18 protein-coding genes are annotated in these 22,613 nt (G+C 44.2%); 7 read left to right on the top strand and 11 right to left on the bottom strand.

Annotation, left to right across the window (positions count from 1 at the left end):
* Positions 1-134: 134 nt before the first annotated feature.
* Positions 135-1,379 (top strand): iron-containing alcohol dehydrogenase, encoded by a 1,245-nt coding sequence (locus R7Z10_RS09225; protein WP_017820842.1) that lies wholly within the window; start codon positions 135-137, stop codon positions 1,377-1,379.
* A 76-nt stretch (positions 1,380-1,455) separates the two neighbouring features.
* Here R7Z10_RS09225 and R7Z10_RS09230 read toward each other — a convergent pair whose 3' ends face one another.
* From R7Z10_RS09230 to R7Z10_RS09250, 5 genes are all read right to left on the bottom strand, one after another.
* Complete coding sequence (locus tag R7Z10_RS09230) at positions 1,456-2,310, bottom strand: MurR/RpiR family transcriptional regulator (RefSeq protein WP_005378021.1); 855 nt, start codon at positions 2,308-2,310, stop codon at positions 1,456-1,458.
* Between the two features lie 311 nt (positions 2,311-2,621).
* Entirely contained in the window at positions 2,622-4,268 is a 1,647-nt protein-coding gene (gene panP / locus R7Z10_RS09235) for a pyridoxal-dependent aspartate 1-decarboxylase PanP (protein WP_047100728.1), read from the bottom strand.
* A gap of 211 nt (positions 4,269-4,479) precedes the next feature.
* On the bottom strand, positions 4,480-4,992 hold the full coding sequence (locus tag R7Z10_RS09240) for a hypothetical protein (RefSeq protein WP_017634875.1): 513 nt from the start codon (positions 4,990-4,992) through the stop codon (positions 4,480-4,482).
* A gap of 208 nt (positions 4,993-5,200) precedes the next feature.
* Positions 5,201-6,106: a lysine exporter LysO family protein gene (locus tag R7Z10_RS09245; RefSeq protein WP_285334936.1), complete on the bottom strand. Its 906-nt coding sequence runs from the start codon at positions 6,104-6,106 to the stop codon at positions 5,201-5,203.
* A gap of 146 nt (positions 6,107-6,252) precedes the next feature.
* The gene (locus R7Z10_RS09250; RefSeq protein WP_285334935.1) at positions 6,253-7,173 is read right to left on the bottom strand and encodes an HDOD domain-containing protein; all 921 of its coding nucleotides are present in this window, start codon (positions 7,171-7,173) and stop codon (positions 6,253-6,255) included.
* A 369-nt stretch (positions 7,174-7,542) separates the two neighbouring features.
* On the opposite strand from R7Z10_RS09250, the gene R7Z10_RS09255 reads away from it, so the two are divergent.
* A complete protein-coding gene (locus R7Z10_RS09255; protein ID WP_318104674.1) occupies positions 7,543-8,130 on the top strand; it encodes a TfoX/Sxy family DNA transformation protein in 588 nt (195 codons plus the stop codon).
* Between the two features lie 193 nt (positions 8,131-8,323).
* On the opposite strand, the gene R7Z10_RS09260 is transcribed toward R7Z10_RS09255, so the two are convergent.
* The 3 genes from R7Z10_RS09260 to R7Z10_RS09270 form a co-directional block, all read right to left on the bottom strand.
* Positions 8,324-8,872 carry a hypothetical protein gene (locus tag R7Z10_RS09260; protein WP_005378006.1) on the bottom strand — a complete coding sequence of 183 codons (549 nt, stop codon included), beginning with the start codon at positions 8,870-8,872 and terminating at the stop codon, positions 8,324-8,326.
* 291 nt (positions 8,873-9,163) lie between these two features.
* The gene (locus tag R7Z10_RS09265; RefSeq protein WP_285334934.1) at positions 9,164-9,661 is read right to left on the bottom strand and encodes a response regulator; all 498 of its coding nucleotides are present in this window, start codon (positions 9,659-9,661) and stop codon (positions 9,164-9,166) included.
* Complete coding sequence (locus R7Z10_RS09270) at positions 9,658-11,598, bottom strand: ATP-binding protein (RefSeq protein ID WP_318104678.1); 1,941 nt, start codon at positions 11,596-11,598, stop codon at positions 9,658-9,660. Before R7Z10_RS09270 ends, R7Z10_RS09265 begins: the two co-directional genes overlap by 4 nt.
* Positions 11,599-11,784: 186 nt before the next feature.
* On the opposite strand from R7Z10_RS09270, the gene R7Z10_RS09275 reads away from it, so the two are divergent.
* The 3 genes from R7Z10_RS09275 to R7Z10_RS09285 all read left to right on the top strand — a co-directional run bounded on the left by R7Z10_RS09275 (position 11,785) and on the right by R7Z10_RS09285 (position 15,707).
* Positions 11,785-13,053 (top strand): DUF945 family protein, encoded by a 1,269-nt coding sequence (locus R7Z10_RS09275; RefSeq protein WP_064368075.1) that lies wholly within the window; start codon positions 11,785-11,787, stop codon positions 13,051-13,053.
* 137 nt (positions 13,054-13,190) lie between these two features.
* Positions 13,191-14,285, top strand: a complete 1,095-nt coding sequence (serC, locus tag R7Z10_RS09280; protein WP_031781349.1) for a 3-phosphoserine/phosphohydroxythreonine transaminase — start codon at positions 13,191-13,193, stop codon at positions 14,283-14,285.
* 90 nt (positions 14,286-14,375) lie between these two features.
* Complete coding sequence (locus R7Z10_RS09285) at positions 14,376-15,707, top strand: D-serine ammonia-lyase (protein WP_318104680.1); 1,332 nt, start codon at positions 14,376-14,378, stop codon at positions 15,705-15,707.
* 97 nt (positions 15,708-15,804) lie between these two features.
* Here the strand turns inward: R7Z10_RS09285 and cydC are convergent, their stop codons facing one another.
* The 3 genes from cydC to trxB form a co-directional block, all read right to left on the bottom strand.
* Positions 15,805-17,526: a cysteine/glutathione ABC transporter ATP-binding protein/permease CydC gene (cydC, locus tag R7Z10_RS09290; protein ID WP_285334930.1), complete on the bottom strand. Its 1,722-nt coding sequence runs from the start codon at positions 17,524-17,526 to the stop codon at positions 15,805-15,807.
* On the bottom strand, positions 17,519-19,306 hold the full coding sequence (gene cydD / locus R7Z10_RS09295) for a cysteine/glutathione ABC transporter permease/ATP-binding protein CydD (RefSeq protein ID WP_318104684.1): 1,788 nt from the start codon (positions 19,304-19,306) through the stop codon (positions 17,519-17,521). The genes cydC and cydD overlap by 8 nt, the downstream gene beginning before the upstream one ends.
* A gap of 103 nt (positions 19,307-19,409) precedes the next feature.
* A complete protein-coding gene (gene trxB, locus R7Z10_RS09300) occupies positions 19,410-20,369 on the bottom strand; it encodes a thioredoxin-disulfide reductase (RefSeq protein WP_318104687.1) in 960 nt (319 codons plus the stop codon).
* A gap of 359 nt (positions 20,370-20,728) precedes the next feature.
* On the opposite strand from trxB, the gene R7Z10_RS09305 reads away from it, so the two are divergent.
* Positions 20,729-21,385 (top strand): 2OG-Fe dioxygenase family protein, encoded by a 657-nt coding sequence (locus R7Z10_RS09305; protein WP_193837436.1) that lies wholly within the window; start codon positions 20,729-20,731, stop codon positions 21,383-21,385.
* A complete protein-coding gene (locus R7Z10_RS09310) occupies positions 21,369-22,604 on the top strand; it encodes a cysteine desulfurase-like protein (protein ID WP_005377986.1) in 1,236 nt (411 codons plus the stop codon). Before R7Z10_RS09305 ends, R7Z10_RS09310 begins: the two co-directional genes overlap by 17 nt.
* Positions 22,605-22,613: the final 9 nt, after the last annotated feature.

Below are 22,613 nucleotides of genomic sequence, written 5' to 3' on the forward strand. Positions count from 1 at the left end.
TGGAATTGGTCAATTTTTTTTGTTTAAAAAAATAGCAATCTATTTTGGCTATACGCAAATAACTTCAACTCTTACATAAGTGTTAAATCAGAGGGCGAGAGGTTATTTGGGTATATTCTTTTGGGAGGGTGTGTATGTTTCAGTTTATGACTGCAACAAGGATTATATTTGGTGAAGGTGCACTTCAATCTTCATTATCCGTTATTAACCAATTTGGCTACAGTGTTTTGCTGGTTACTGGGCAGGATACCCAACGAGCCGCCCCCATTATCCAATATCTTAAAGCTCAAAATATGCGTTACCAGCACGTAGCTATCGTTGGTGAACCATACATCACGATGGTAGAAGAGACCGCAGTGCTCGGTAGAAAATTCCAACCTGATATGGTGGTTGCGATAGGTGGTGGCAGCGTCATCGATATGGGCAAAGCCTTAGCTGCCATTATTCCCAATCAAGGCAATGTTTACGATTACGTAGAAGTGGTAGGAAGAAGCGTCCCTTTAAAAGCAAAGCCTCTTCATTTTATTGCAATTCCTACGACAGCAAGCACCGGTTCAGAAGTGACCAGAAATGCTGTGCTGAAATCTGGACAAGATAAAGTGAAAGTGAGTCTTCGAAGCCCTGATATGCTCGCAGACGTTGCCATTGTAGACCCGACACTTACTTACGGGACCGACCAATACACATCTGGACGTGGCGCAATGGATGCGTTCACTCATTTAATGGAAGCGTATGTGTGTGGTGAGCCAAACCCTCTTACTGATATGGTCTGCGAAGAGGGGCTACGCCGTTTAAGCCGTTCAGTGATTGCCGCTTGTAAGCAAGATAATCATAAGGCGCGCTCTGATTTATCGTTCGCTGCATTGCTTGGTGGTATGGCGATTACTAATGCCAAATTAGGTGCCGCTCATGGGTTAGCATCGGCGTTAGGAGGCAAGTTAGACGCCCCCCATAGCGTTATTACGGCTCGCCTAGCTCCGCACGTGATGCAGGAGAACATTAACGCCGCTAAACTCGCGGGTAGGAATGATGTGATAAGTCGTTATCGCAAGCTGGCCCAATTAGTCACTGAGCGAGTAAATGCTAACGAACACGATGGAATTCTTTGGGTAAATATGGTGCTAGATAAGTTAGCGTTACCGCTACTGGCTCAATTTGGAGTATGCCAAACCTCTTTTGAGCAAGTGGCGAATGATGCGCTTAAATCAATGGCAATCAAAGGGAATCCTTTACCTCTTAATCAGGAACGTTTGATACACATATTACAGCAAGTCTGTGATTGTAGCGGAGAGTGCGCAGCTGAGAGTGCACAACATGTCAGTTCTGTTGAAGTACTGGAATCAAGAACGGACTTATCGAGTGTCAACGACTTAGGGTGATTGCTCCCTTAGCAGCATTAAAACAAAAGGGGAGCCTTGAGCTCCCCTAGATAAAGTATTGACTAAGCTTTAGTGCTTAGTACTGGCTTAGTTTGTCATAGCGACTGTCTTTCAACGCATCTTTTACGCGTTTTAGGTTCTCACGGAAACCTGTACCACGGCGAAGAGTGAAGCCAGTTGCTAGCACATCAATCACTGTCATTTGTACAACTCGGCTTGCCATTGGCATGTAAACGTCGGTATCTTCTGGAATATCGAGCGTGATGGCCAGCGAGCTTGCCTTTTCTAGAGGAGAATCCTTCGCTGTAATCGCAATAACCGTTGCGCCATTTTCACGAGCAAGGTTCGCTATTTCTACCTGACTCTTTGTTCGACCGGTATGAGAAATAAGAACCACAACATCATTATCACTGCAGTTGATACAACTCATGCGCTGCATAACAATATCTTCAAAACAAGTAATTGGAATATTAAAGCGAATAAACTTGTTTTGTGCGTCTCGGGCAACAGAAGATGATGCACCAAGGCCAAAGAATGAAATGCGCTTCGCTTGCGTTAGCAAATCGACCGCACGGTTCACTTGCATTGGATCTAGGCTATTTTTCGCGACATCTAAACACGCCATCGTCGATTCGAAAATCTTATGGGTGTACGCGTCTGGGCCATCGTCTTCTTCCACATTACGGTTAACGTAAGGGGTGCCGTTGGCTAGGCTCTGTGCCAAGTGAAGCTTAAAATCTGGAAAGCCCTTGGTGTCCAGACGACGACAGAAGCGGTTTACAGTGGGCTCACTAACGTCGGCCATTTTAGCCAGCGTTGCAATGCTTGAATGAATTGCAGTTTGTGGAGACGCCATAATTACTTCCGCAACTTTGCGCTCTGACTTACTGAAATTCTCCAGGTTTTTTTGAATTTTTTCTAATGTATTCATAGTGTTCACGAGGGTATAGAGAACAACTCGCTGGCTCTGCTAACGAAAGGAAACACGAAGATTCCGGAGTAGAGTGGGGCGTTAACGAAAACAACCAGCGCCATAGAATCAGTATAAACCTGATCTTCAATCAGTCTAAACCAATAACGGGTACTATTTAGTGAGAATTTGACAGGCCTCAAACAAAATGTTGTAAAAACTACAGAATTGGATGTGTAAACGAAGTTTTGTTGCGCTAGTCGCACGATAATGATGTTTGAGTTACATCAAAACGAAAAAAAATTTCAAATTGATGTAACTCGATCTGGCCGTTAAGACGATTGAATATCAACAACCAGCTGTTGAATTCTTTTCATCAAATTTGGTGCTTGCTTGGCGATTTCGCGTTGTTCATCAAGCACTGAGCTCAAAATTTCTTTTGTGGTCAGTGGATTTGCCAAAACCACTCGAAACACTATCGTATTCATGCGTTGCCATTGGTCTGGGTTCAGTCTTGTACGTGAAACGAACGATTTGCCCGTTTCGCGCTGACGCTTTTGAATAAACTGTGTTAACTCATTGATCAGCTCATTCAGTTGTTCTTTTTGTGAGCCTTCTGCTTGTGCTAATGCTTCACGGATGAATGGCGGCAAATAACGGTATGTGAGCAGACAAAGCTCTGGTTCAGAAACTAACTCGAAATCATCTTGCTGTTTGATTAAATCCGCAAAGTATCGAGCTTTTTCAATGCTTTGGTCAATCAGAAGCTCGTAACCTGGGCGACTTATGATGTGCATTGCGGCGTAGACCAACATCGCCATGCCCGAACGTGAGCCTTCTAGTGTATGGCTGCCTAGGTCTTTTGAACCTTTGCGCAATATATATTGAGCGTGATGCTCTATGGATTTCATTGCGTCAGGGTCTTTGAACAGAACCATACCAGCGCCCATCGGGATATAGAGCTGCTTGTGTGCATCAATAGTTACTGAGTCTGCCATTTCCACACCTTTAAGAAGATGACGGTGATGGTTAGACATAAGTGTTGCGCCACCCCATGCGGCATCCACATGGAAGTGACAGCCGTGGGCTTGGCAGACTTCAGCGATTTCAGGCAATGGATCAACATTACCTGTCTCTGTTGTGCCAGCCACACCAATAACAGCAATAGGTTTGATGTTTTGTTTTTCGAGCTCAACAATTTTCGCTTTAAGGTCGTCGACAATAATACGGTTGTTGGCATCGGTTTTAACCGCAACCAAGCCCTCTTGGCCTAGCCCTAATACATCGGCTGCTTTCTTAAGGGAGTAGTGACCACGCTCAGACACTAGCACCGCTAAGCCATCATAGCCATAGTGCTTCATGGCTTTAAAAAGGCCTTCCTTCTCAACGCCTTTAAATGAGCCATTGGCTCTTAACGCTTTGTTACGTGCTACCCAAAGCGCAGTGATATTGGCAATGGTGCCGCCGGAACAAAATGCGCCTAATGAGTGGTTTGCACTGTGCATCCACTGATTGTAAAAAGTATCATTCTGACCATATATCAAGCGATGCAGCATACCCAAAACTTGACGCTCAAGTGGCGTAAAGGCTTTGGAAGTCTCTATTTTTACCAGGTTTTGGTTTAAGGCGATCATGATCTTTGAAAGTGGCATCAAGAAATAAGGCAGTGCCGATGTCATATGACCAATGAAGCTTGGTGAAGATGTGTGAACTGAGTGCGACACCAAAGTGTCGAGTAAGTGCTCTGTATGATCTGACACAAACTCTGGCTGCTCAGGAATCTGAGCAGAAGAAAAGTCTTTTTCGATTTCGCGTAAAGGCTTTTCTTCTGCCACGATGTGTTCACGAAGAAATTGATTTAGATTTCGCGAGAGGCTCTCGTCAATTTTAGTTAACGTTGAGTCCGGACCTTCTGGGACAGTGAAGATCTTTAGCAAGCTCTCAAAGCTAACATCAGCGGTTTTTTGTTCCTTAACCATAGCAAAGAATCTTTGTAGTTATTTTGGTAATGCGAGCGGCACAATCTAAACTAAAACGGGCGCAAAGTCCCGTTTTAATTGTTGAAACCCAAGTTGTAGAAATGAAAATTTTAGGTGAAGGTTACGATATTCACATTAAAAAATTCTAGATTGAGAACGTTAAAACACTCTGATGTTATCGAATTCTAATCAACGACTAATGCGAGCAATCTTAGTCACATTTCTGCTTTTCAATCTTTTCTATTGACTGATTGTACTTATTAAGTGCGGTATCAATTTGTTGGGGATGACTAAGCAGATCAGCGAATGCTGAACGAAGCTCGTAGTTTTTTGGGTGGTTAGTTGATTGACGGTCGCTAAATGTCTGTTTTGCAACTTCACCTAACTTATCGCTTCGGGTCGCTAACTGCTTAACGTCATGTTGCTCTAGTTTTAACCATGCTTCGATTGGCTGTTCCGTCGCAACGCGGCTAGGGTCGTTCTCTAGAAAGTAGTGAACCGCTTCGCGGTTTAATTCAAAGTGATGTTTACGTCCATCCAAGAACCATTGACTAACTTCTTTCAGATCTGGATATTGGGTAACCGTCAAATCAACAAGATCTTGATACCACTGTAGTGAGGCATCGACGTAGCCATCGTATTTGCTAGCAAGACATTGTTGATCTGCGGCAAGCGTAAAAGTTGAGCTTGTAGCGAGGAGCGCTGCAACGACAAAGCGTTTCATTCTTCTTCCTTCTGGTTGTTATCCCTTTATTAACGCAATGCACATCAGTTGATGTTTCTCCCTTCTTTCTATTTGGTCGTGACAAATCGTTGGGCTGAATGACGAAAAGAAAGAGGGGTCTTGCCAAAAAATATTGACCACTTTGACGTTAACTGGGTATTTAAATTTTTGCCGTATTGTAATGGATGTTAAAGCGAAAACCTGAGATCTAGCTAGCAAGTGATACAAAGAAAAGCATCATAACTGGTACCAATAAACTCAAAATAAAGCCGCTTACGATAGCAACAGGAACACAACGCACACCACCGGTGGTTTGAATAACGGGTAGGGTGAAGTCCATTGCTGTTGCACCGGCGTAACCAATTGCGGTGCACGGATAGCTACGAATAAAGAGAGGAATGGCAACCAGTGCGACTAGCTCTCTCATTAATTCAATCAAGAACGACGCGCCACCAAATACCGGACCAAAAGCGTCACCCATTAAAATACCTGCGAGTGAATACCAGCCAAAACCTGAAGCCATTGCGAGTGCTTGATAAAGAGGAAGATCCAAAAGCACCGCTGCAAGAACGCCACCAAGCATACATGTTGCGATGACAGCAGCCGCAATGGCCATTCCTTGTTTATTTAATAGGATTTGACGCAGAGTAAGTCCACTATTGCGCAGCTGAATACCAATAAAAAATAGAAGTAGAAAGAGTATCCATTCGCTTGCTGTATCTACCCAACTCAAATCAATGGGTAACAGCAGGCCAACCACTAACCCGCCGCCAACGACCACGATAAGCTTAACAGACTCTAAAGCCATCGAAGATAACGGTAGCTTCTTTTGATTTTGATTGGTCTGGAGTGGAATAATTTTATCAATAATAGGCAGAGCCAACAGGTTGCAGGCACTTAGACACAAAAAAAACGTACTCGCATAGAGGAGAATACTTTGTAAGTTGCTGCTTAAATTATCGAGCGCCGCCAAACTAAGACCCATCAACGACAAAATGACGTAAATAAGGTAGGACGTTGACTGATTGATCTTCTCCAATAACGAAGATCGAGATATAGGAATTAGATACCCCACCACAAGCGGAGCGAAAATAAATAGCATCCCTGAGAACATAAAGCTCAATGATTCCTTTTTGAGATAACATCAACACGCATAAATCAAATTATCTATCGGTTGAAATTAGAGACATTTCACCACACACAGCTCAGCCTTGAGCGAATCGTTTTATCGCGGATAAGGTATTATCAGAAAGCGATAAATTACAAACCGCTTGCATTGAGTACAGCACGGATTTGATCATTGAAGTCAGTATCACTCATGTTACTAAGTTCATACAAGACTTCTGCACCAGTTACGTTGAATTCAACTTCATGTTCGTCAATGCGTTCATCGTGATTGCGGAACATCAATAAATGATGCGCAATTCTAGCGATGTCAAGATAACTCACTTCTGGTCGCGTTAACTCGTATTTTTCGTTTGAGGATACTTCTCTGAAGTCGTTGTCAAATCCCCAACGCTCAAGCACTAGTTTACTTGTGGCAGAACAACGTGTTTGGAAGATTTGCAATGCAATATCTGGGTCTAAGTAATTGCCCCTATCTAAGTACAAGTGGTACTCATTAATTAGGCAAAATAACCCAATATCGGCTAATAGACCGACCAATAACGCCTTTTCTTGCTCTAGATGACCATAAGTGCCTGGCTCGTGGCTACGAAACGATTGAACCAACATCACCATGACGGCACCGAGCTCACGCGATATCGCGGCACTCTTCACCAAGATGGCATTGCATTCTTTAGTGAGATTAACTGAGTGTTTAAGTTGCTCAATCGCTTGTGCGGTAACAATATCACGTACACGAAGTATTCCGAGACGAGATACCGCTGTAGTTAAGTCGTTGCAGGTGATATTTCTGCGATTGAAAATCACAGAGTTAGCGACTCGTAAAACGACCGCTGCTAATCCGGGATCTTCCAATAAACAGTTAGCAACATCGGCAATCGTGGTGTGTTCTTCAACACATAACTGCTGAATTTTAAGCACGACATCAGGAATAGGAGGTAACGAAATCTTACCCGTGGAGATGGACTGTTCTACCAGCTGAGCAAACTCGGATTCCAGTGCGTTTATAAGCTTATCTTTATTATTTGGCAGCCAAAAAAATGATAAATGTTCCATTGTGACGCTGTACTTGAGATCTTTCGTACAGTGTACCCTTACAGCGTATTCTTTATCAATTAAATGCGTATTATGTGCCCGTAATTGCCAGCGAGATCATAATGATGGCGCGTTTTAGGCATGCTATGCGTCAAAAAAATATCACCACACGAATAATAAGTGTGAAACTAATCACGTATGCAGAATTTATACTTTTTTATATGTGACCTATGTCCTAACTTATTTTTCAACGTTAAGTATGATTAAGCAAGTTGGTGAGCACAACTCACAAAAATATCGCCAACAAATCGACATTTATAATTCGCTATAAGCTGCTGTTTATCTGGTGACATCGCTAATCGGGGTAATTTATTCAGATTAAAGAGGTCAATGGACATGACAGACCAAGCTTTTTTTAAATATGTACGCACCTTCAGTGAGTACCAAAAACGTTCTATGTTCGGTGGTATTGGTTTATTCACCGATGATGCTATGTTTGCGCTTGTCAGCAATGATTGCTGCTACTTACGTGGTGGTAATGGGCTAGATGAAGTGTTTACTCAACTGAGCTGTGAGAAGTATAAGCACGTCAAAAAACAGACGACGGCAACCGTAAATTATTATGATGTAACCGATTTATTCGAATCCGGATATGTAGGGCTTGATGAACTGGTACAGAAATCAATTGAATACTCAATTAAGGAACAGAAATATCAAAAGTCCTCTGCCAGTAGGCGCTTAAGAGACTTACCCAACATGCAACTAACCCTTGAACGTATGGTCAAGAAAGCCGGTGTTGATGACGTAGAAACCTTTTTAGAACTTGGACCTGTAAAAGTCTTCAACAAAGTTAAAACGGCTTACGGTAATGATGTTGATGTAAAGCTACTGTGGAAATTTGCTGGTGCAACTGATGGCGTACATTGGAAACTGATCCAAGAGCCGCGTAAAAAACAGTTATTGGCACTGTGTGACTAAGCGAAGCTGATCGCACAATGATTGACTCGTTTCGATGGAGTTAGCGGGTCGTAAAGGCAAGTGTGAAAAGCGGAAAAAGGACGTTGAAGTTTTTTACCACTTCATTGAGTTAGTCATTAAATTAGACAAAAAAACCGAGGCAGAGACCTCGGTTTTTGTTTTTTTAATTTGCTCTTTTCTTACAGCACAAATCTTAAAACTTAAAACGCGTAGTGAACATTACCTGATCACCGTAAAAATCGTTGATACGTGCTTCAGCACCCAAAGAGAAAAGCTCTGTTGAGTGGAATCGAGCGTAGGCAGAGCCAGTCCAATCGTCATCGTTATCGATAGAAACGTAGCCGACTTTGCCGCCTACTTCTAATTGAGGGCCCAACCATTGGCGAACACCTAAGTTAAGCTCCATACCAACATCTGTGCTGCTCTCATTCGAAGGTTGCACAACGCGCATTAGCATTTCACCAGTAAGATCTGCCCAGTTGTTTAGCGGAGAATGGAAGCCAAAGCCTGCAGCTGAGTCAAAATCACTTTCAAACTCAGAGTCAATACGAGCAATAACATGCGCGTTCGGGTGAATTGATTTGCTGAATCCAGCACCAAATGTCACAGGACTTGCGCCAATACGTGCTTCGAAATAGTCGTAGCTAAAGTTGCTCATAGTTGCTGGCGCATTGCGATCGTTTGCAGCTAGGGCATGGCTTGATGCCACTAGTAAGGCAGCGGCTAATAGTGTTTTACGCATAACTAACGATAAACCTTGTTCATTATTTCCATGGATTCAAGCAACCACTTGAACCGTAATCTGATTTGTCCGACATCATAATAAAAAGGAAGGTCCACGACCAACAAAAATGTGTCGATGTTTTGTCAATTAACTTAATAGTTCCTTGGTTTAAGCAAAAACTACGCCATATACGTAGTGTCCGAGAATTTCACTCGAACAAGTAACGATGTTTTTCTAACCTCGTTCTACTATGCGAGGTAAGGTGGTTCAATGAGCATCGTTGAGTTCAAGTTAGAACCAAACACTTTATTACTCGCCAAAGCTTGCTCTTCTTTCTGCCATGGCGTTGAGGACTGCCTCAGAATCAAGGATTTGAGTCCAGGATAGCAGGTTATCATCATTCTCAATCACAAACGCGGTAAGCTGAGACACGATTGCCTTTCTCAATGCTTCGCCTTTCCAAGGTTTGGCAATGTAATAATCGAGACTCGCGTTATTTACGGCTTCTACGGTGTCTTCCAAACCAGCTTGTCCTGTGAGTAAAACTTTGCGCGCTGCTTTTGTGTCACCATTTTGACTGAGTTCGATTAAGAAGCTGATCCCAGTTTGTTCCGGCATAATGTGGTCACATAAAATGAGCGCAAGCTGAACTTCTTCTTCCGCCATCTCATCAATCACTTGCCGAGCTTCAGTCACCGATTCCGCTCCTTCGACGACAAAGTTCTCCTCGAAGGGAGCAAGATCTTGGAGCACGCTATCCAAGACTTCTCGTTCGTCATCGACACATAAAATTAGATACTTGGTCATGTTTCATCTCCTTCTTCGATGACTGGTAACCAGACGGTCATTCGTGTGAACTGGCCGATCTCTGATTCGACGTCAATCCACCCTCTGTGTGCTGTTACGATTTGCTGGCAGATGGACAGCCCGATGCCTAAGCCAAAGTTACCTTCTTTTTTTGTGGTGAAGTTCAGCTCGAAAATGGCGTCTCTTTGCGACTCAGGAATGCCACATCCATTATCTTCAAATGAGATAACGGCATAATGTGTGTGCTCTTTTTCTACAAGGCGTGTTTGTATGTTTAACACCCCTTTTTCTGGAAATGCGTCAATGGCGTTAGAGACCAAGTTCGTCCACACCTGTTGGAGTGCGATCGGTTGACAAAGGATGGAAGGCAAGTTTGCATAGTCGGTTGAAAGTTGGTGCATTTTTAGTTTGTTCTCGAAAATCACCAAGGTGTCTTCAATACCCTCATGAATATCGGCATAGTGCAGGGTTTCATCATCTGACCGAGCATATCCTTTCAGGCTTTTTACCATATCAGCAATTCGTGCTGCACAGACATTAATTGAGCGAAGTGTAGAACCTGCTTTGTGGTATTGCTCAAGTGTATTGAGGGCATGATAAGACGCTTGCTGCTTTCTCGTTAGTTGGGTAAGTAGCTCGTGATCGGATTCTAAACCAAGGCTCACCACTTTCTTTGCTAATGCTCTGTCTGGAAGTATATGGCTAAGCGCTTTTACGCGTGATCTGAGCTCGGCGGTTGAAGCGGGTTTTGAGGTTTGCGCTTTGCTCAGTAATTCAATGCCTTTGCTTTGTATATCGGAACTAGGCGCATCGTTAAGTAATCGTTCTAGTGTATGCGTTAAATTCTCTACGCCCCTTAATATCGCGGCTACTGGATTGTTTAGTTCGTGGGCCACTCCAGCAACCAATTGACCAAGCATCGCCATTTTTTCTCTTTCAATGAGCTGCTGGTGGGCTGATTCTAAAGATTCGAGCGTTTTTTGAAGTTGCAGTTTGGTGTTGATGCTTCTTTGCAATCGGCGGTTGAAGTGGCGTAAAAGCAAGTTTGTAAAAAGAGGCAGTAAGTTTGAGTCGCTTTGCATCACTTTATTGAATACGTTGCGATCGAGTTTGATAACTTCTGTTTTGGTTAGTGTTAGAGCTGTCGAGAAAGAACATTCCCCAGTAACAAACGACATGCCTCCGACAATATTCCCTTTGTTATGGCGTACAACCTCTCGCTGCATGCCTTGCTCATCGCGCTTGTACAGAGCCACTTCACCTTCGGTGATAAACCACAAAAAGCAATTTGGCTCGCCTTCCACGGTTAATAAGTGTTCAGGTGAGTATGTACGGCAAGCTCTTGTTTCGTCATTATCTTTGAAAAATTGCTGGAGAGCGGAGATCACTTGCTCGGCTAACTCGGCATCAGACATCGAGTGGTAGTCGTGTAAGAATCCGGCTTGATAATGGCTCATCTGGTTATTGATGTGCGCTCGCAACAAGCTGTGATGATCCAATATCTGACTGTAACTTAGCAGGTCTTCTTTGCCATTTCGCAAGATAAATTGGGTCAGCTCTTTTTGCACTGTGTTAAATAAGACGTGATCTGGCAAAGGTTTAGTGAGGCAGTGGTCGAGCCTGCCCTCATTAACGGCAGTGAGAATTGCCTCTATATCAGACGAGCAGCTAATAAGAATTTTTCTTGCTTGCTCGGTATGTGGCATCCGGTCTAAACCAATAAGAAAATCCACGCCGTTAAAATGAGCGTGATGGCTCGCTATAACTAAAGCAACAGTCTGTTCTCTTTCTTCTAGATACTCTAAAGCGCTTTGAGCCTCTTCTATCGATTCGACAGAAAAAATATCAAACTTACTTGAGAAGGCAGACAGCTCCAATCGAAACTGTTCAGCACTGATTGGGTTGTTGTCGAGACACAACACAGCATAACGATTCACAGATGTTTTAGCTCCGGTTAAAACTTCGCCACGCAAACTTTAACAATAAAAGGACATGATGAGTGGGAGCCAAGTATGATTCCTGATTAATGGACTAGAATAAGCATCAATAGTCTGATTTGTCTCAATGTTTTCTCCGCAGGTGGTTTGGGGTAGACTGACCGAAAATATCTAATAAGTGACGTTATGCAAAATCTTAAAAAAATCGGCGCCATTGGTGGTGCTATCTCATTAGCACTGTGTTGGCCATTGGCTGTCGGACAAATTGGTCAGTCCATCATTGAAGATGGTATTACCAATATGAATGATGAAATGATTAAAGGCGAAGTGGTCGAGTATCAGCGTGGCTATTTGTCTTCAGTCGTGCTGACTCGTTATTCAGTTGTTGATCCTGAGCTTAAAACGCAGTTAGAGCGTGATGGTATGCCAACGACGTTTGACGTAACCAGTGATGTTAGCCACGGTCTAACAAGCCTAACAGCAGATTCAAAATTGGTGGACAATGACTTTTTGCCTCTCACGATGCATAGCCAGACTCAACTAAATGGCAATACAGCATTTATCCTCGACCTAGACAGTTGGCATTATCGTAACGAAGCGCAAGGCGTTTCTGTTTCTACAAGCCCTGCAAAAGTAACAGGTGATGTGACGGTATTGGGTGATCTCAATTACCAAGTTTCCGTTCCTTCTGTTCAAGTGGATTTTGAAAACGGTGAAGAGCTTCATCTGAATGCATTGACAGGGCAAGGTAAAGGAAAGCAAGCAAAAGGCTACTGGTTAGGCGAGCAATCTTTCTCTCTAGAGAAGCTAGATGTGGTTGATGCGAACTTAACGCCTGTCTTTTTGATTGAAAATGCGAGCTACCGTGGTAACACTACGATGAGTGAGTCTGGTGATAAGCTGAACAGTCAATTAAACCTAGATGCTAAGAAACTACGTTTAACTGATGGGACGGATGTCGATAACTTTAAGTTGGATTTCTCAATTGCAGATGTGGATAGCCAGTCTTTTGATCAAATTATGTCTATCTATCAAGGCTCTCCTATGCTAGATGAGCAGGAAATTGCGAATTTATTGCCGCATGTCGATACGCTGTTTAGCAAAGGTTTTGATTTATCCGTGAACGAGCTTTCACTCGCGTTCGGTGACGGCAAGTTCCACAACGAGTGGCAACTATCCATCCCTGAAGGTACTGAGCATATTACTCAAGATCCAATGAAGTTGGTGACGGCCACTACTGGTGAACTTAGCACTTACTTCTCTGATGAATTAGTAACGCATTACCCATTTATTCAAGAAGGGATTGATGAGCTCCTTATTATGGAGTTGATCGAAAAAGTAGAGGGCGGTTATCAATTAAAAGCAGAAATTGGTGAAGGCAAATTGAAGTTCGAAAATGGGCATGAGTTCCCATTGGTGGCTCTACTTATGCCTGCTTTGATGCAACAACAGTAATTCGTGTTGTTGCGAATTTGTTCCAATTCAACGCTTAGTCTTTAAAAAGAGGTCGTAAGACCTCTTTTCTTGTTTTTATCACTGCGAAAACGTGATATTAATTTCTTAATATTTACATAGCAGGAGCAATGAGCATCATGGAACAAAATACGGACAACGTATTTAACTTCAGTGCAGGGCCAGCAGGTCTGCCTAAAGCAGTTATGCAGCAAGCACAAAAGGAACTAATCGATTGGCAAGGTCTTGGCACTTCGGTCATGGAAATCAGCCACCGAAGCAAAGAGTTCATCAAAGTTGCAGAAGAAGCCGAGCAGGATTTACGTGATCTTCTGAATATTCCGGACAACTATAAAGTGCTGTTCTGCCAAGGTGGTGCTCGTGCTCAGTTTGCTGCTGTTCCTCTAAACTTACTTGGTGATGCCGATACGGCAACTTACATCGATGGTGGTTATTGGGCTGAAAGCGCGGTAGCTGAAGCGAAAAAATACTGCGAACCAGACGTGTTTGATGCAAAAACAGAAATCAACGGGAAAGTCGCGGTTCTACCTGCAAGTGAATGGAAAATTGCTCCAGAAGCGGCTTACGTTCACTTCTGTCCAAATGAGACCATTGATGGTATTGAGATTAACGATCTTCCTATCACCGACAAACCGATTGTTGCTGACATGTCTTCGACAATTCTTTCTCGTGAAATTGATGTGTCGAAATACGGTGTGATTTACGCGGGCGCTCAGAAAAATATTGGTCCTTCCGGCATTGCTATTGCTATCGTGCGCGATGATTTATTAGGTATGGCGAAGCAGGTACTACCAAGTATTTTGGATTACACTGTTTTGGCCGAAAAAGAATCAATGTTCAACACGCCACCAACCTTTGCATGGTACCTGTCTGGTCTTGTTTTCAAATGGCTGAAGGCACAGGGCGGAGTAAAAGCGATTGAGCAAGTGAACCGCGCTAAAGCCGCGCTACTGTATGATTACATCGATCAGTCTGATTTCTACCGTAATGGCGTGCACTCAGCAAACCGTTCTTTGATGAACGTGCCATTTCAACTTGCTAAGCCTGAACTGGATGCAACCTTCCTTGAGCTAGCAGACTCTAAAGGGCTGAAAGCGCTAAAAGGTCACCGAGCAGTTGGTGGTATGCGAGCATCCATTTATAACGCAATGCCGCTTGAAGGCGTTCAAGCGTTAGTAGACTTCATGCAAGAGTTTGAGAAAAACTACGCGTAAGCTCAAACTGATAACTGATATTTGTTCTCCAAAGCGTCGCTATTGCGGCGCTTTTGTTTATCTCAACTCACATCATTCCAGGAAGGTAAAATGACCAAGGCAAATATTGAAGCGCTGACTAAGCAGTTCCCACTCTTGGCAGCACTTATTGATCTTGAAGAGGTTTGTTGGTTTAACCCCCATATCACTTCCTTGGAGGAAGGCTTACCTCATGTCGGGTTAGATGAAAAAGATATTCAAGCGGCGAGTGAACGGCTAGCACGATTTGCGCCTTATTTGATGAAAGCGTTTCCCGAAACGGAAACGTCGCGTGGCGTTATTGAGTCCGCAGTGGTGGATATTCCCAATATGAAAGTGCGTTTGGAGCAGCAATACGACACACCAATATTGGGCCATTTAATGCTCAAAAAAGACAGTCATTTGCCAATTTCTGGTTCGATCAAAGCGAGAGGTGGTATTTATGAAGTGCTCACTCATGCAGAAAAGTTGGCGTTTGAAGCCGGCTTGCTCTGTGAAAGCGATGATTACAGCAAATTGTTCAGCAATGAGTTTCGGCAGTTTTTTAAGCAGTACAGTATTGCGGTTGGCTCAACCGGCAATCTTGGTATGTCCATCGGCATCATGAGTGCGAAGCTGGGTTTTTCAGTTTCAGTCCACATGTCTGCGGATGCGCGGGAATGGAAGAAAAATAAGCTCCGGTCACATGGTGTTAATGTCGTAGAGCACCAAGAAGATTATGGTATTGCTGTCGAGCAAGGTCGTAAAGAGGCAGAAAAAGATCCCAACTGTTTCTTTATCGATGATGAAAACTCACGGACGCTGTTTCTAGGTTACTCTGTTGCGGGTGAGCGTCTTAAGCAGCAGTTTGATGACTTGGGAATCGTGGTTGATGAGCATCATCCATTGTTTGTTTATCTTCCTTGTGGTGTTGGCGGCGGGCCTGGTGGCGTGGCATTTGGCTTGAAGGTAGCGTTTGGCGAGCATGTCCATTGTATTTTCGCGGAGCCAACGCACTCCCCGTGCATGCTGTTGGGCGTACATACAGGCTTGCATGACGATATTTCGGTACAAGATTTGGGTATCGATAACATCACCGCCGCTGATGGCTTGGCAGTCGGGCGTGCCTCGGGATTTGTCGGAAGAGCGATGGAAAGGCTACTTGATGGTTTTTACACCATTGATGACGCTCGTATGTATCACCACTTGGGTGAGTTAAGTGAACTGGAAGGTATTAATCTAGAGCCTTCTGCATTAGCCGGTATGATTGGGGCAGTGCACGTCTCGAATAACCATGCTTATCAGTCTCGAATGAAATTTGACGAAGAAAAACTCAAAAACGCAACACATCTTGTTTGGGCAACAGGTGGGGGCATGGTTCCGGAAGATGAAATGGCGGCTTATCTCAAAAAATCTGGTCGGTAAATCAGCACTGTATACGTGCTTAATTAGGTAACTAATAATACAGGAATAACAAAAGGGCTCATCGTTTGATGAGCCCTTCTCGTCACTGAAAATCGAATTATAGAGATTGTAATAGCTGGTAGTAACGACCTTTTTGAGCGAGTAGCGTTGGATGGTCGCCTTGCTCGATGATCTCACCTTGTTCCATCAAACAGATGCTATCCATACTTTCTAGCTCTATCAGTCGGTGTGTAATGAATACTACTGTCTTATTAGCAAAGTGTTCATTGAAAAGCGCCATCACTTTTTGTTCCGTACGCTTATCGAGGCCTTCAGTCGGTTCATCTAAGAGTAGGATTGGGGCATCACGTAGCAATGCTCGAGCAATACCGATTCGGCGTTTCTCACCACCAGATAACTGACGGCCGCCATCGCCTAACCAAGCGTCTAACCCCGGTTCTTCAAGAAGTCCGCCAAGCTCGACTTTTTGTAAAATAGTAGACAGTTGCTCATCACTTGCATCCGGAGCGGCCATGAGTAAGTTGTCACGTAGTGTCCCGTTTAGTACATCTACGCGTTGACTGACCACAGTCATTGCTGCTCGCAGGTCCGACTCGCTCCAATCTTGCAGTTTTGCACCACCGATTCGAACTTCACCTTGGTTAACATCCCAGTAGCGGCAAAGAAGCTGAATCAGTGTTGATTTACCTGAACCTGTTTGACCTACAATTGCAGTTTTAGTGCCCAACGGTAGTGAGAGTGACAAGTCTTTCAGTACCTTTTGCTGACCGTCAGGGTAAGTAAAATCTATGTTGTCGAATTCAATGTCTAACGTTGTGTCTTTATGTTTCGACTGCTCAGGGAAGACAACGTCAGGTTCAGCCAAAATTACTTCATTTAAACGACGAGCAGAGGTCAACGTTTGACCGAGATACTGGAATGCGCCCGCGATAGGCATCAGAATCTCAAAGCTCGCCATGGTTGCAAACGCAAACAGCGCAATCCAAGGATCAGGAGCACGACCACCTACGCCGTCTGCAGCAAACCAAAGCATCACAACCAGTGTAAGGCCGTTCACCAGCATAAGCAGGCCTGAAGCCATGCCCGTTAAATTCGCGTTCACAAATTGGTTAGACAGCAACTGCTTCTGCTTCTCTAGAATGAGATTACGATAACGTTCTTCTGCTCCAAAGATACTCAGTTCACTGTAGCCTTGAAGCCAGTCCAGTGTCGCCACTCGCAATTGCGCTTTATGATGAGTGAGATTCTCGCCATTATTTTTACCCAGTTTATAGAACAGCACTGGCCATACAAACAACATGACGGTAAGAATCGAGCCAAGCAGTAGGGCGAGATGCCAATCAAAGAACGCCAGGACAGCCGTTAAACTCAATATGCCAAAAATACCAATCACGACAGGGCTGATAAGTCGAAGGTATACGTGATCCATCGCATCTACGTCCGCTACTAGGCGGTTGAGCAGATCGGCATCACGCATCGTAGAAACACGACCCGGAATCAGTGGTGCAAGTTTCTTAAAGAAGAAGATGCGTAGATCGGTAAGCAGCTTGAACGTTGCATTGTGGCTAACGACACGTTCTCCCCATCGACCTGCGGTTCGAGCCATTGCAGCGCCGCGTACCCCGGCACCTGGTAACATGTAGTTGAAGGTCTCACGAGCAACCGTCAAGCCTGCCACCGCTGCGGCTGAAATAAACCAACCTGATAGCGTTAATAAGCCAATAGACGCCGCTAAGGTCAGAAATGCCAGTAGCATACCTAGCGAAAGACCAAACCAGTGTTTTTTATAGAGTTTTAGATAAGGGAGTAAATCACGCATCTAAGTTCCCCTTGTCTGTTTCACGTTGTGCGAGGTTCGCTTCCAACATGTCTTTAAATAAGCCATCTTCTGTCGACAGTGTGGCGTAATCACCACGTTGAACAATCTGGCCGTCCTGCATAACAAGAATTTGCGATACGTTTTGTAAAGGCGCAAGTTGGTGAGTAATCATCAAATTCGTTGTGGCATGCGCATACTTGTTAATGCCTTCCATCACGAGTTTTTCACTGCGAGCATCTAAGCTTGCGGTTGGTTCATCTAATAACCAAAAACGACCATTTTGTAGCATGGCGCGAGCCAGTGCTAAACGCTGCGCTTGGCCGACAGATAAACCACCAGAACGATCAGATATCGGATAATCCAACCCATGCATTTCAACAAATTCAGCAGCGTGAGAGTCATTCAACACAGAATGTACGTCTGCATCCTTAATATTGTGCTTACCTAGTGTGATGTTATCTCGAATGCTACCGTGTAATAGCATCGGGTTTTGACCAATCCAGCTTACTGCCTCTCGCCATGTGGCTAGATCCAGTTGCGACAATTCACAACCATTAATCTTCAAGCTACCTTGATAAGGCATGAAACCGAGGATGGTGTTTACTAAACTTGTTTTACCTGCGCCACTTGGTCCAACCAACGCTGTACTTTTGTTGGCTTCAAGAGAGAAGGATAGGGGACCTGCGAGCTGCTTACCTTCCGGACTAAAAATGGTTAACTGGTCCGCTTCAATATGGATAGGGCTGTTTTTATCTAACGCTTGGGTACCATCTTTGATTTGATCGACTTCCAAATCCAGAAACTCGACAATGCTTTCTGCTGCGCCAACCGCTTGCTGTTTCGCATGATAGAACGTGCCCAAATCACGTAATGGCTGATAAAACTCTGGAGCAAGAATCAGAATGAACAAACCAGCAAAGAGCGTAACACCTGCGCCGTAGTAGCCGAAATCGAGCTCCCCGATATAACTAAAGCCAAAGTAGACAGCGGTAATTGCGATAGAAATAGAAGTGAAAAACTCTAACACCGCAGAAGACAGAAACGCGATTTTCAGAACGTCCATGGTACGAGTACGAAAGACTTCCGAAGCACCCTTAAGAGTTTCAGTTTCAGATTTTGTTCTATCGAATAAGCGAATGGTCGTCATTGCTTGCAAGCGGTCATAAAAGTGACCCGACAAACGCTGCATTGCTTTAAAGTTTTTACGGTTTGCTTCTGCGGCTTTCATCCCAACCAGTGCCATGAAAATAGGCACTAGTGGTGCAGTGACCAGGAAGATCAAGCCTGCTGCCCAGTTTACTGGGAATACGACAACCAAAATGATGAAAGGCACTAGTACCGATAATGACATTTGAGGCAAGTAGCGTGAGAAGAAATCTTGCATATCTTCTACCTGCTCTAAGATGAGCGTTGCCCAACTGCCAGCAGGTTTGCCTTTGATGTAAGCTGGCCCAAGTTTATGAACTTTATCTAAAATGAGTTGGCGAATATAAACTCGAATTTGCTCCCCGCAACGGTAACCGGCAAGCTCTCGACCCCAGGTACAAGCAGCTCGACCGATAACCGTGCCACCGAGCCCAACAAAATGCCAAATGAGGTCGGCTTTGTCGACTTGGTCAATGATTAACTGGTGCAGAATGGAGGCGAGCAGGGCTGCTTGAGCCAATAAAAACACGCTTGAAAGTACGCCTAGGCCTATCGCAATCATAAGCCAGCGCTTGGCTAACTTACTTTGTTGCTTCAGCCACTTATTCAAGCTGCTTTGCTTTTTCTTATCCATCGTGAAGGCTTAATGATAATTGTTTTAATGAGGCGGTAGTATACAAAAGAAAACCCAGCGGGAATACCGCTGGGCTTTAAGGATATGACACAAATGTGAAAAGTTATTTGTCACCAAGTGAGTCTAAGAAACGTTCAGCATCTAATGCAGCCATACAACCTGTACCTGCAGAGGTGATCGCTTGACGGTAGTTGTGGTCCATTACGTCGCCAGCTGCAAATACACCTTCGATACTAGTTTGTGTTGCGTTGCCTTCAATACCTGATTGAACGATGATGTAGCCATCTTTCATGTCTACTTGGCCTTCAAAGATTTGTGTGTTTGGCTGGTGGCCAATTGCGATGAATGCACCCATTACATCGATATCTTCTGTCGCACCGCTGTTCACGTCTTTAATGCGGACGCCCGTTACGCCCATATCGTCGCCCAGTACTTCATCGAGAGTGCGATCGGTATGAAGAACGATATTACCGCTTTCAACTTTATCCATCAGACGTTTCACAAGGATCTTCTCTGCGCGGAATGAATCGCGGCGGTGGATCAGGTGAACTTCTGACGCAATGTTAGATAGGTATAGCGCTTCTTCAACAGCCGTGTTACCACCGCCCACAACTGCAACTTTCTGATTACGGTAGAAGAAACCGTCACAGGTTGCACAAGCAGAAACGCCGCGACCTTTAAATGCTTCTTCAGACTCAAGGCCAAGGTATTTTGCTGATGCGCCGGTAGATATGATTAAGGCATCACAAGTGTACTCACCTGAGTCGCCTTTTAAACGAAATGGGCGTTGTGATAGCTCTACGTCATTGATGTGATCAAATACGATTTCAGTTTCAAAACGCTCGGCGTGTTCTTTCATGCGATCCATCAATGCTGGACCTGTCAGTCCCTCAGCATCGCCTGGCCAGTTTTCAACTTCAGTTGTGGTGGTTAGCTGACCACCTTGTTGCATTCCCGTCACAAGCACAGGGTTTAAGTTTGCACGCGCTGCGTAGACGGCAGCTGTGTATCCTGCAGGACCAGAACCAAGAATTAATAATTTACAGTGTTTTACGTCGCTCATTATGGCTCCAAAAAGGGCGTAACATTTCCCTCGATTGTATGGAAATTCTTAGTGCTTTAAAAGCATAAACAACGATTGTGATCGAATAATTGGTTATAGATTAGAACCCACTAAATATTGATAGAGAACGTTGACTTCTAGCATAAAATTCTATTCGTAGTAGAGAAGTCTAGTTTCAAATGTTGTCAAAGCGTAAAACTGAAACATGGCTCTGTTTTTGCGGTTTGACTTGGTTTGTTGTGTTGTTTTCGTCGTTTTGTTGAAGCTATCAACGTTAAAAGCTGGTAATTGCAGAATATTTGCGTAACCTAGTGTGTAAATTAAATGTTAATTAATGTACCTCATTAAAGGAGCAAATGATGTTACATTCACGTGAGAATACTCTACATTTAACACAGCTCAGCATGGCAGCAATTGAGCAGCTTTCCCCATCGTTTGAAGAACTGCCTCGTACCGAACATGCAGATGGTCAGTATCGACTACGACGTTATTCTGTGGTTGGTTTTGATAACGGCAAAGTCATCGACTTAAATAAAAATAGCTTTGTTCAATCCTCTGATATCAACCGATTTCAAGGTGATGTAGTAAGACAATTCGAGCCAATTGAGAAGGATATTCTTACCAGCGATGGCTTTCGGGAAATGTGTGAATTGTTTGTCAATGTGAATCATCTGCCAAACGGTCAAGAAATAGAAATTCACCAAATCCGTATCAGGGCACTGGAAGAAGAAACCCAAGTAGCACCTGAAGGTGTGCACCAAGACGGTTTTGATCACATTGCAATGGTTGGTGTGGGACGCCATAACATCATCGGTGGCGACATCATGCTGTACAGCAGCCATAACCAAGCCCCATTTTTCCGTAAAGTGCTAGAAACCGGAGAGGTCGCAATCTTGGCTGATAGCAAGCTGTGGCATAACGCGTGCCCAATCCGCTCTGTTATTGATGACGAAGCGGGCCATATGGATGTATTTGTACTTACTGCTACGGATAAGCGTAATGAACTTCAATCTTAATCAGATCAGAGAGCAATTTCCGGCGTTGGCTCAATACCACAACGACAAGCCCGTGACGTTTTTTGATGGTCCAGGTGGCTCACAAGTGCCTCAACCAGTACTAGACAGCATGGTTGGGTATTTAGGTCGTTTCAACGCTAACTTAGGCGGGCATTATTTTTCTAGCCAAGTGACCGTTGACGTAATGCAAAATGCGCGTGAGTCGGCTCAGGCGCTACTTAATGCCCCTTCATCTGGCAATATTGTCTTCGGTGCCAATATGACCTCACTAACCTTTCAGCTTAGTCGCGCGATTAGTCGAGATTGGCAAGCAGGAGATGAGATCATTGTCTCCGCTTTGGATCACTATTCAAATGTATCCAGCTGGCAGCAAGCGGCAGAAGATAAAGGCGTTACGGTTCATCAAGTTCGTATCAACGAAGAAGATTGTACGCTGGATATGGAGCATTTAAGCCGCCTTCTTTCTGATAAAACGCGCCTTGTCGCTGTGACTTATGCATCGAACACGACGGGTTCTATTGTGGATGTACAGCAAGTAGTCAGCATGGCGCACAATGTTGGGGCACAAGTTTATGTGGATGCCGTCCATTATGCGCCTCATCATTTGGTTGATGTTCAAGCGTTAGGTTGTGACTTTTTAGCTTGCTCAGCTTACAAGTTTTTCGGACCGCACGTTGGTATTGCTTACATAGCCGATCAGTGGCTCCACAGTATTCGCCCTTACAAAGTCGAGCCTGCCACTAATATAGGCCCTGGTCGATTTGAAACAGGAACGCAAAGTTTTGAAGGTCTTGCTGGTGTCGTTTCTGCGGTTGAGTATCTGGCTCAATTTGGTGAAGTCGGTTTACCTCTTCGCCAACGGTTGGAGCAAAGCTACCAACTGTATGAACAACATGAGCAGCGCTTGAGTGAGCGTTTCTTGCAGCGTTTGAATGCATTAGATGGTGTCAATCTATTCGGTATCGCAAAGGAAGATAGCCAACTCCGCACGCCAACTTTTGCGCTAACGTTTGACCGATATTCTCCAGAGTTCATCGCGAAAACACTGGGTGAACATAACATTTGTGTATGGAATGGTCACTTTTATGCGTTGGGCTTAGTTCGTCAACTTGGTTTAGAAGAATCGGGTGGTGTAGTGCGAATTGGTTGTATGCATTACAACACAATAGAAGAAGTCGATATGTTATTCGATGTGCTAGAAAGCATCCTTGACGCATAACTAACGATT

Origin of the sequence: Vibrio sp. Vb1018 (genome assembly GCF_033338775.1) — a bacterium.
Classification (GTDB): domain Bacteria; phylum Pseudomonadota; class Gammaproteobacteria; order Enterobacterales; family Vibrionaceae; genus Vibrio; species Vibrio alginolyticus.

Coding starts and splice junctions, on each gene's coding strand:
- R7Z10_RS09225 (WP_017820842.1), top strand. CDS start 135: ATGTTTCAGTTTATGACTGCAACAAGGATTATATTTGGTGAAGGTGCA.
- R7Z10_RS09230 (WP_005378021.1), bottom strand. CDS start 2,310: ATGAATACATTAGAAAAAATTCAAAAAAACCTGGAGAATTTCAGTAAG.
- panP (WP_047100728.1), bottom strand. CDS start 4,268: ATGGTTAAGGAACAAAAAACCGCTGATGTTAGCTTTGAGAGCTTGCTA.
- R7Z10_RS09240 (WP_017634875.1), bottom strand. CDS start 4,992: ATGAAACGCTTTGTCGTTGCAGCGCTCCTCGCTACAAGCTCAACTTTT.
- R7Z10_RS09245 (WP_285334936.1), bottom strand. CDS start 6,106: ATGTTCTCAGGGATGCTATTTATTTTCGCTCCGCTTGTGGTGGGGTAT.
- R7Z10_RS09250 (WP_285334935.1), bottom strand. CDS start 7,173: ATGGAACATTTATCATTTTTTTGGCTGCCAAATAATAAAGATAAGCTT.
- R7Z10_RS09255 (WP_318104674.1), top strand. CDS start 7,543: ATGGACATGACAGACCAAGCTTTTTTTAAATATGTACGCACCTTCAGT.
- R7Z10_RS09260 (WP_005378006.1), bottom strand. CDS start 8,872: ATGCGTAAAACACTATTAGCCGCTGCCTTACTAGTGGCATCAAGCCAT.
- R7Z10_RS09265 (WP_285334934.1), bottom strand. CDS start 9,661: ATGACCAAGTATCTAATTTTATGTGTCGATGACGAACGAGAAGTCTTG.
- R7Z10_RS09275 (WP_064368075.1), top strand. CDS start 11,785: ATGCAAAATCTTAAAAAAATCGGCGCCATTGGTGGTGCTATCTCATTA.
- serC (WP_031781349.1), top strand. CDS start 13,191: ATGGAACAAAATACGGACAACGTATTTAACTTCAGTGCAGGGCCAGCA.
- R7Z10_RS09285 (WP_318104680.1), top strand. CDS start 14,376: ATGACCAAGGCAAATATTGAAGCGCTGACTAAGCAGTTCCCACTCTTG.
- cydC (WP_285334930.1), bottom strand. CDS start 17,526: ATGCGTGATTTACTCCCTTATCTAAAACTCTATAAAAAACACTGGTTT.
- cydD (WP_318104684.1), bottom strand. CDS start 19,306: ATGGATAAGAAAAAGCAAAGCAGCTTGAATAAGTGGCTGAAGCAACAA.
- trxB (WP_318104687.1), bottom strand. CDS start 20,369: ATGAGCGACGTAAAACACTGTAAATTATTAATTCTTGGTTCTGGTCCT.
- R7Z10_RS09305 (WP_193837436.1), top strand. CDS start 20,729: ATGTTACATTCACGTGAGAATACTCTACATTTAACACAGCTCAGCATG.
- R7Z10_RS09310 (WP_005377986.1), top strand. CDS start 21,369: ATGAACTTCAATCTTAATCAGATCAGAGAGCAATTTCCGGCGTTGGCT.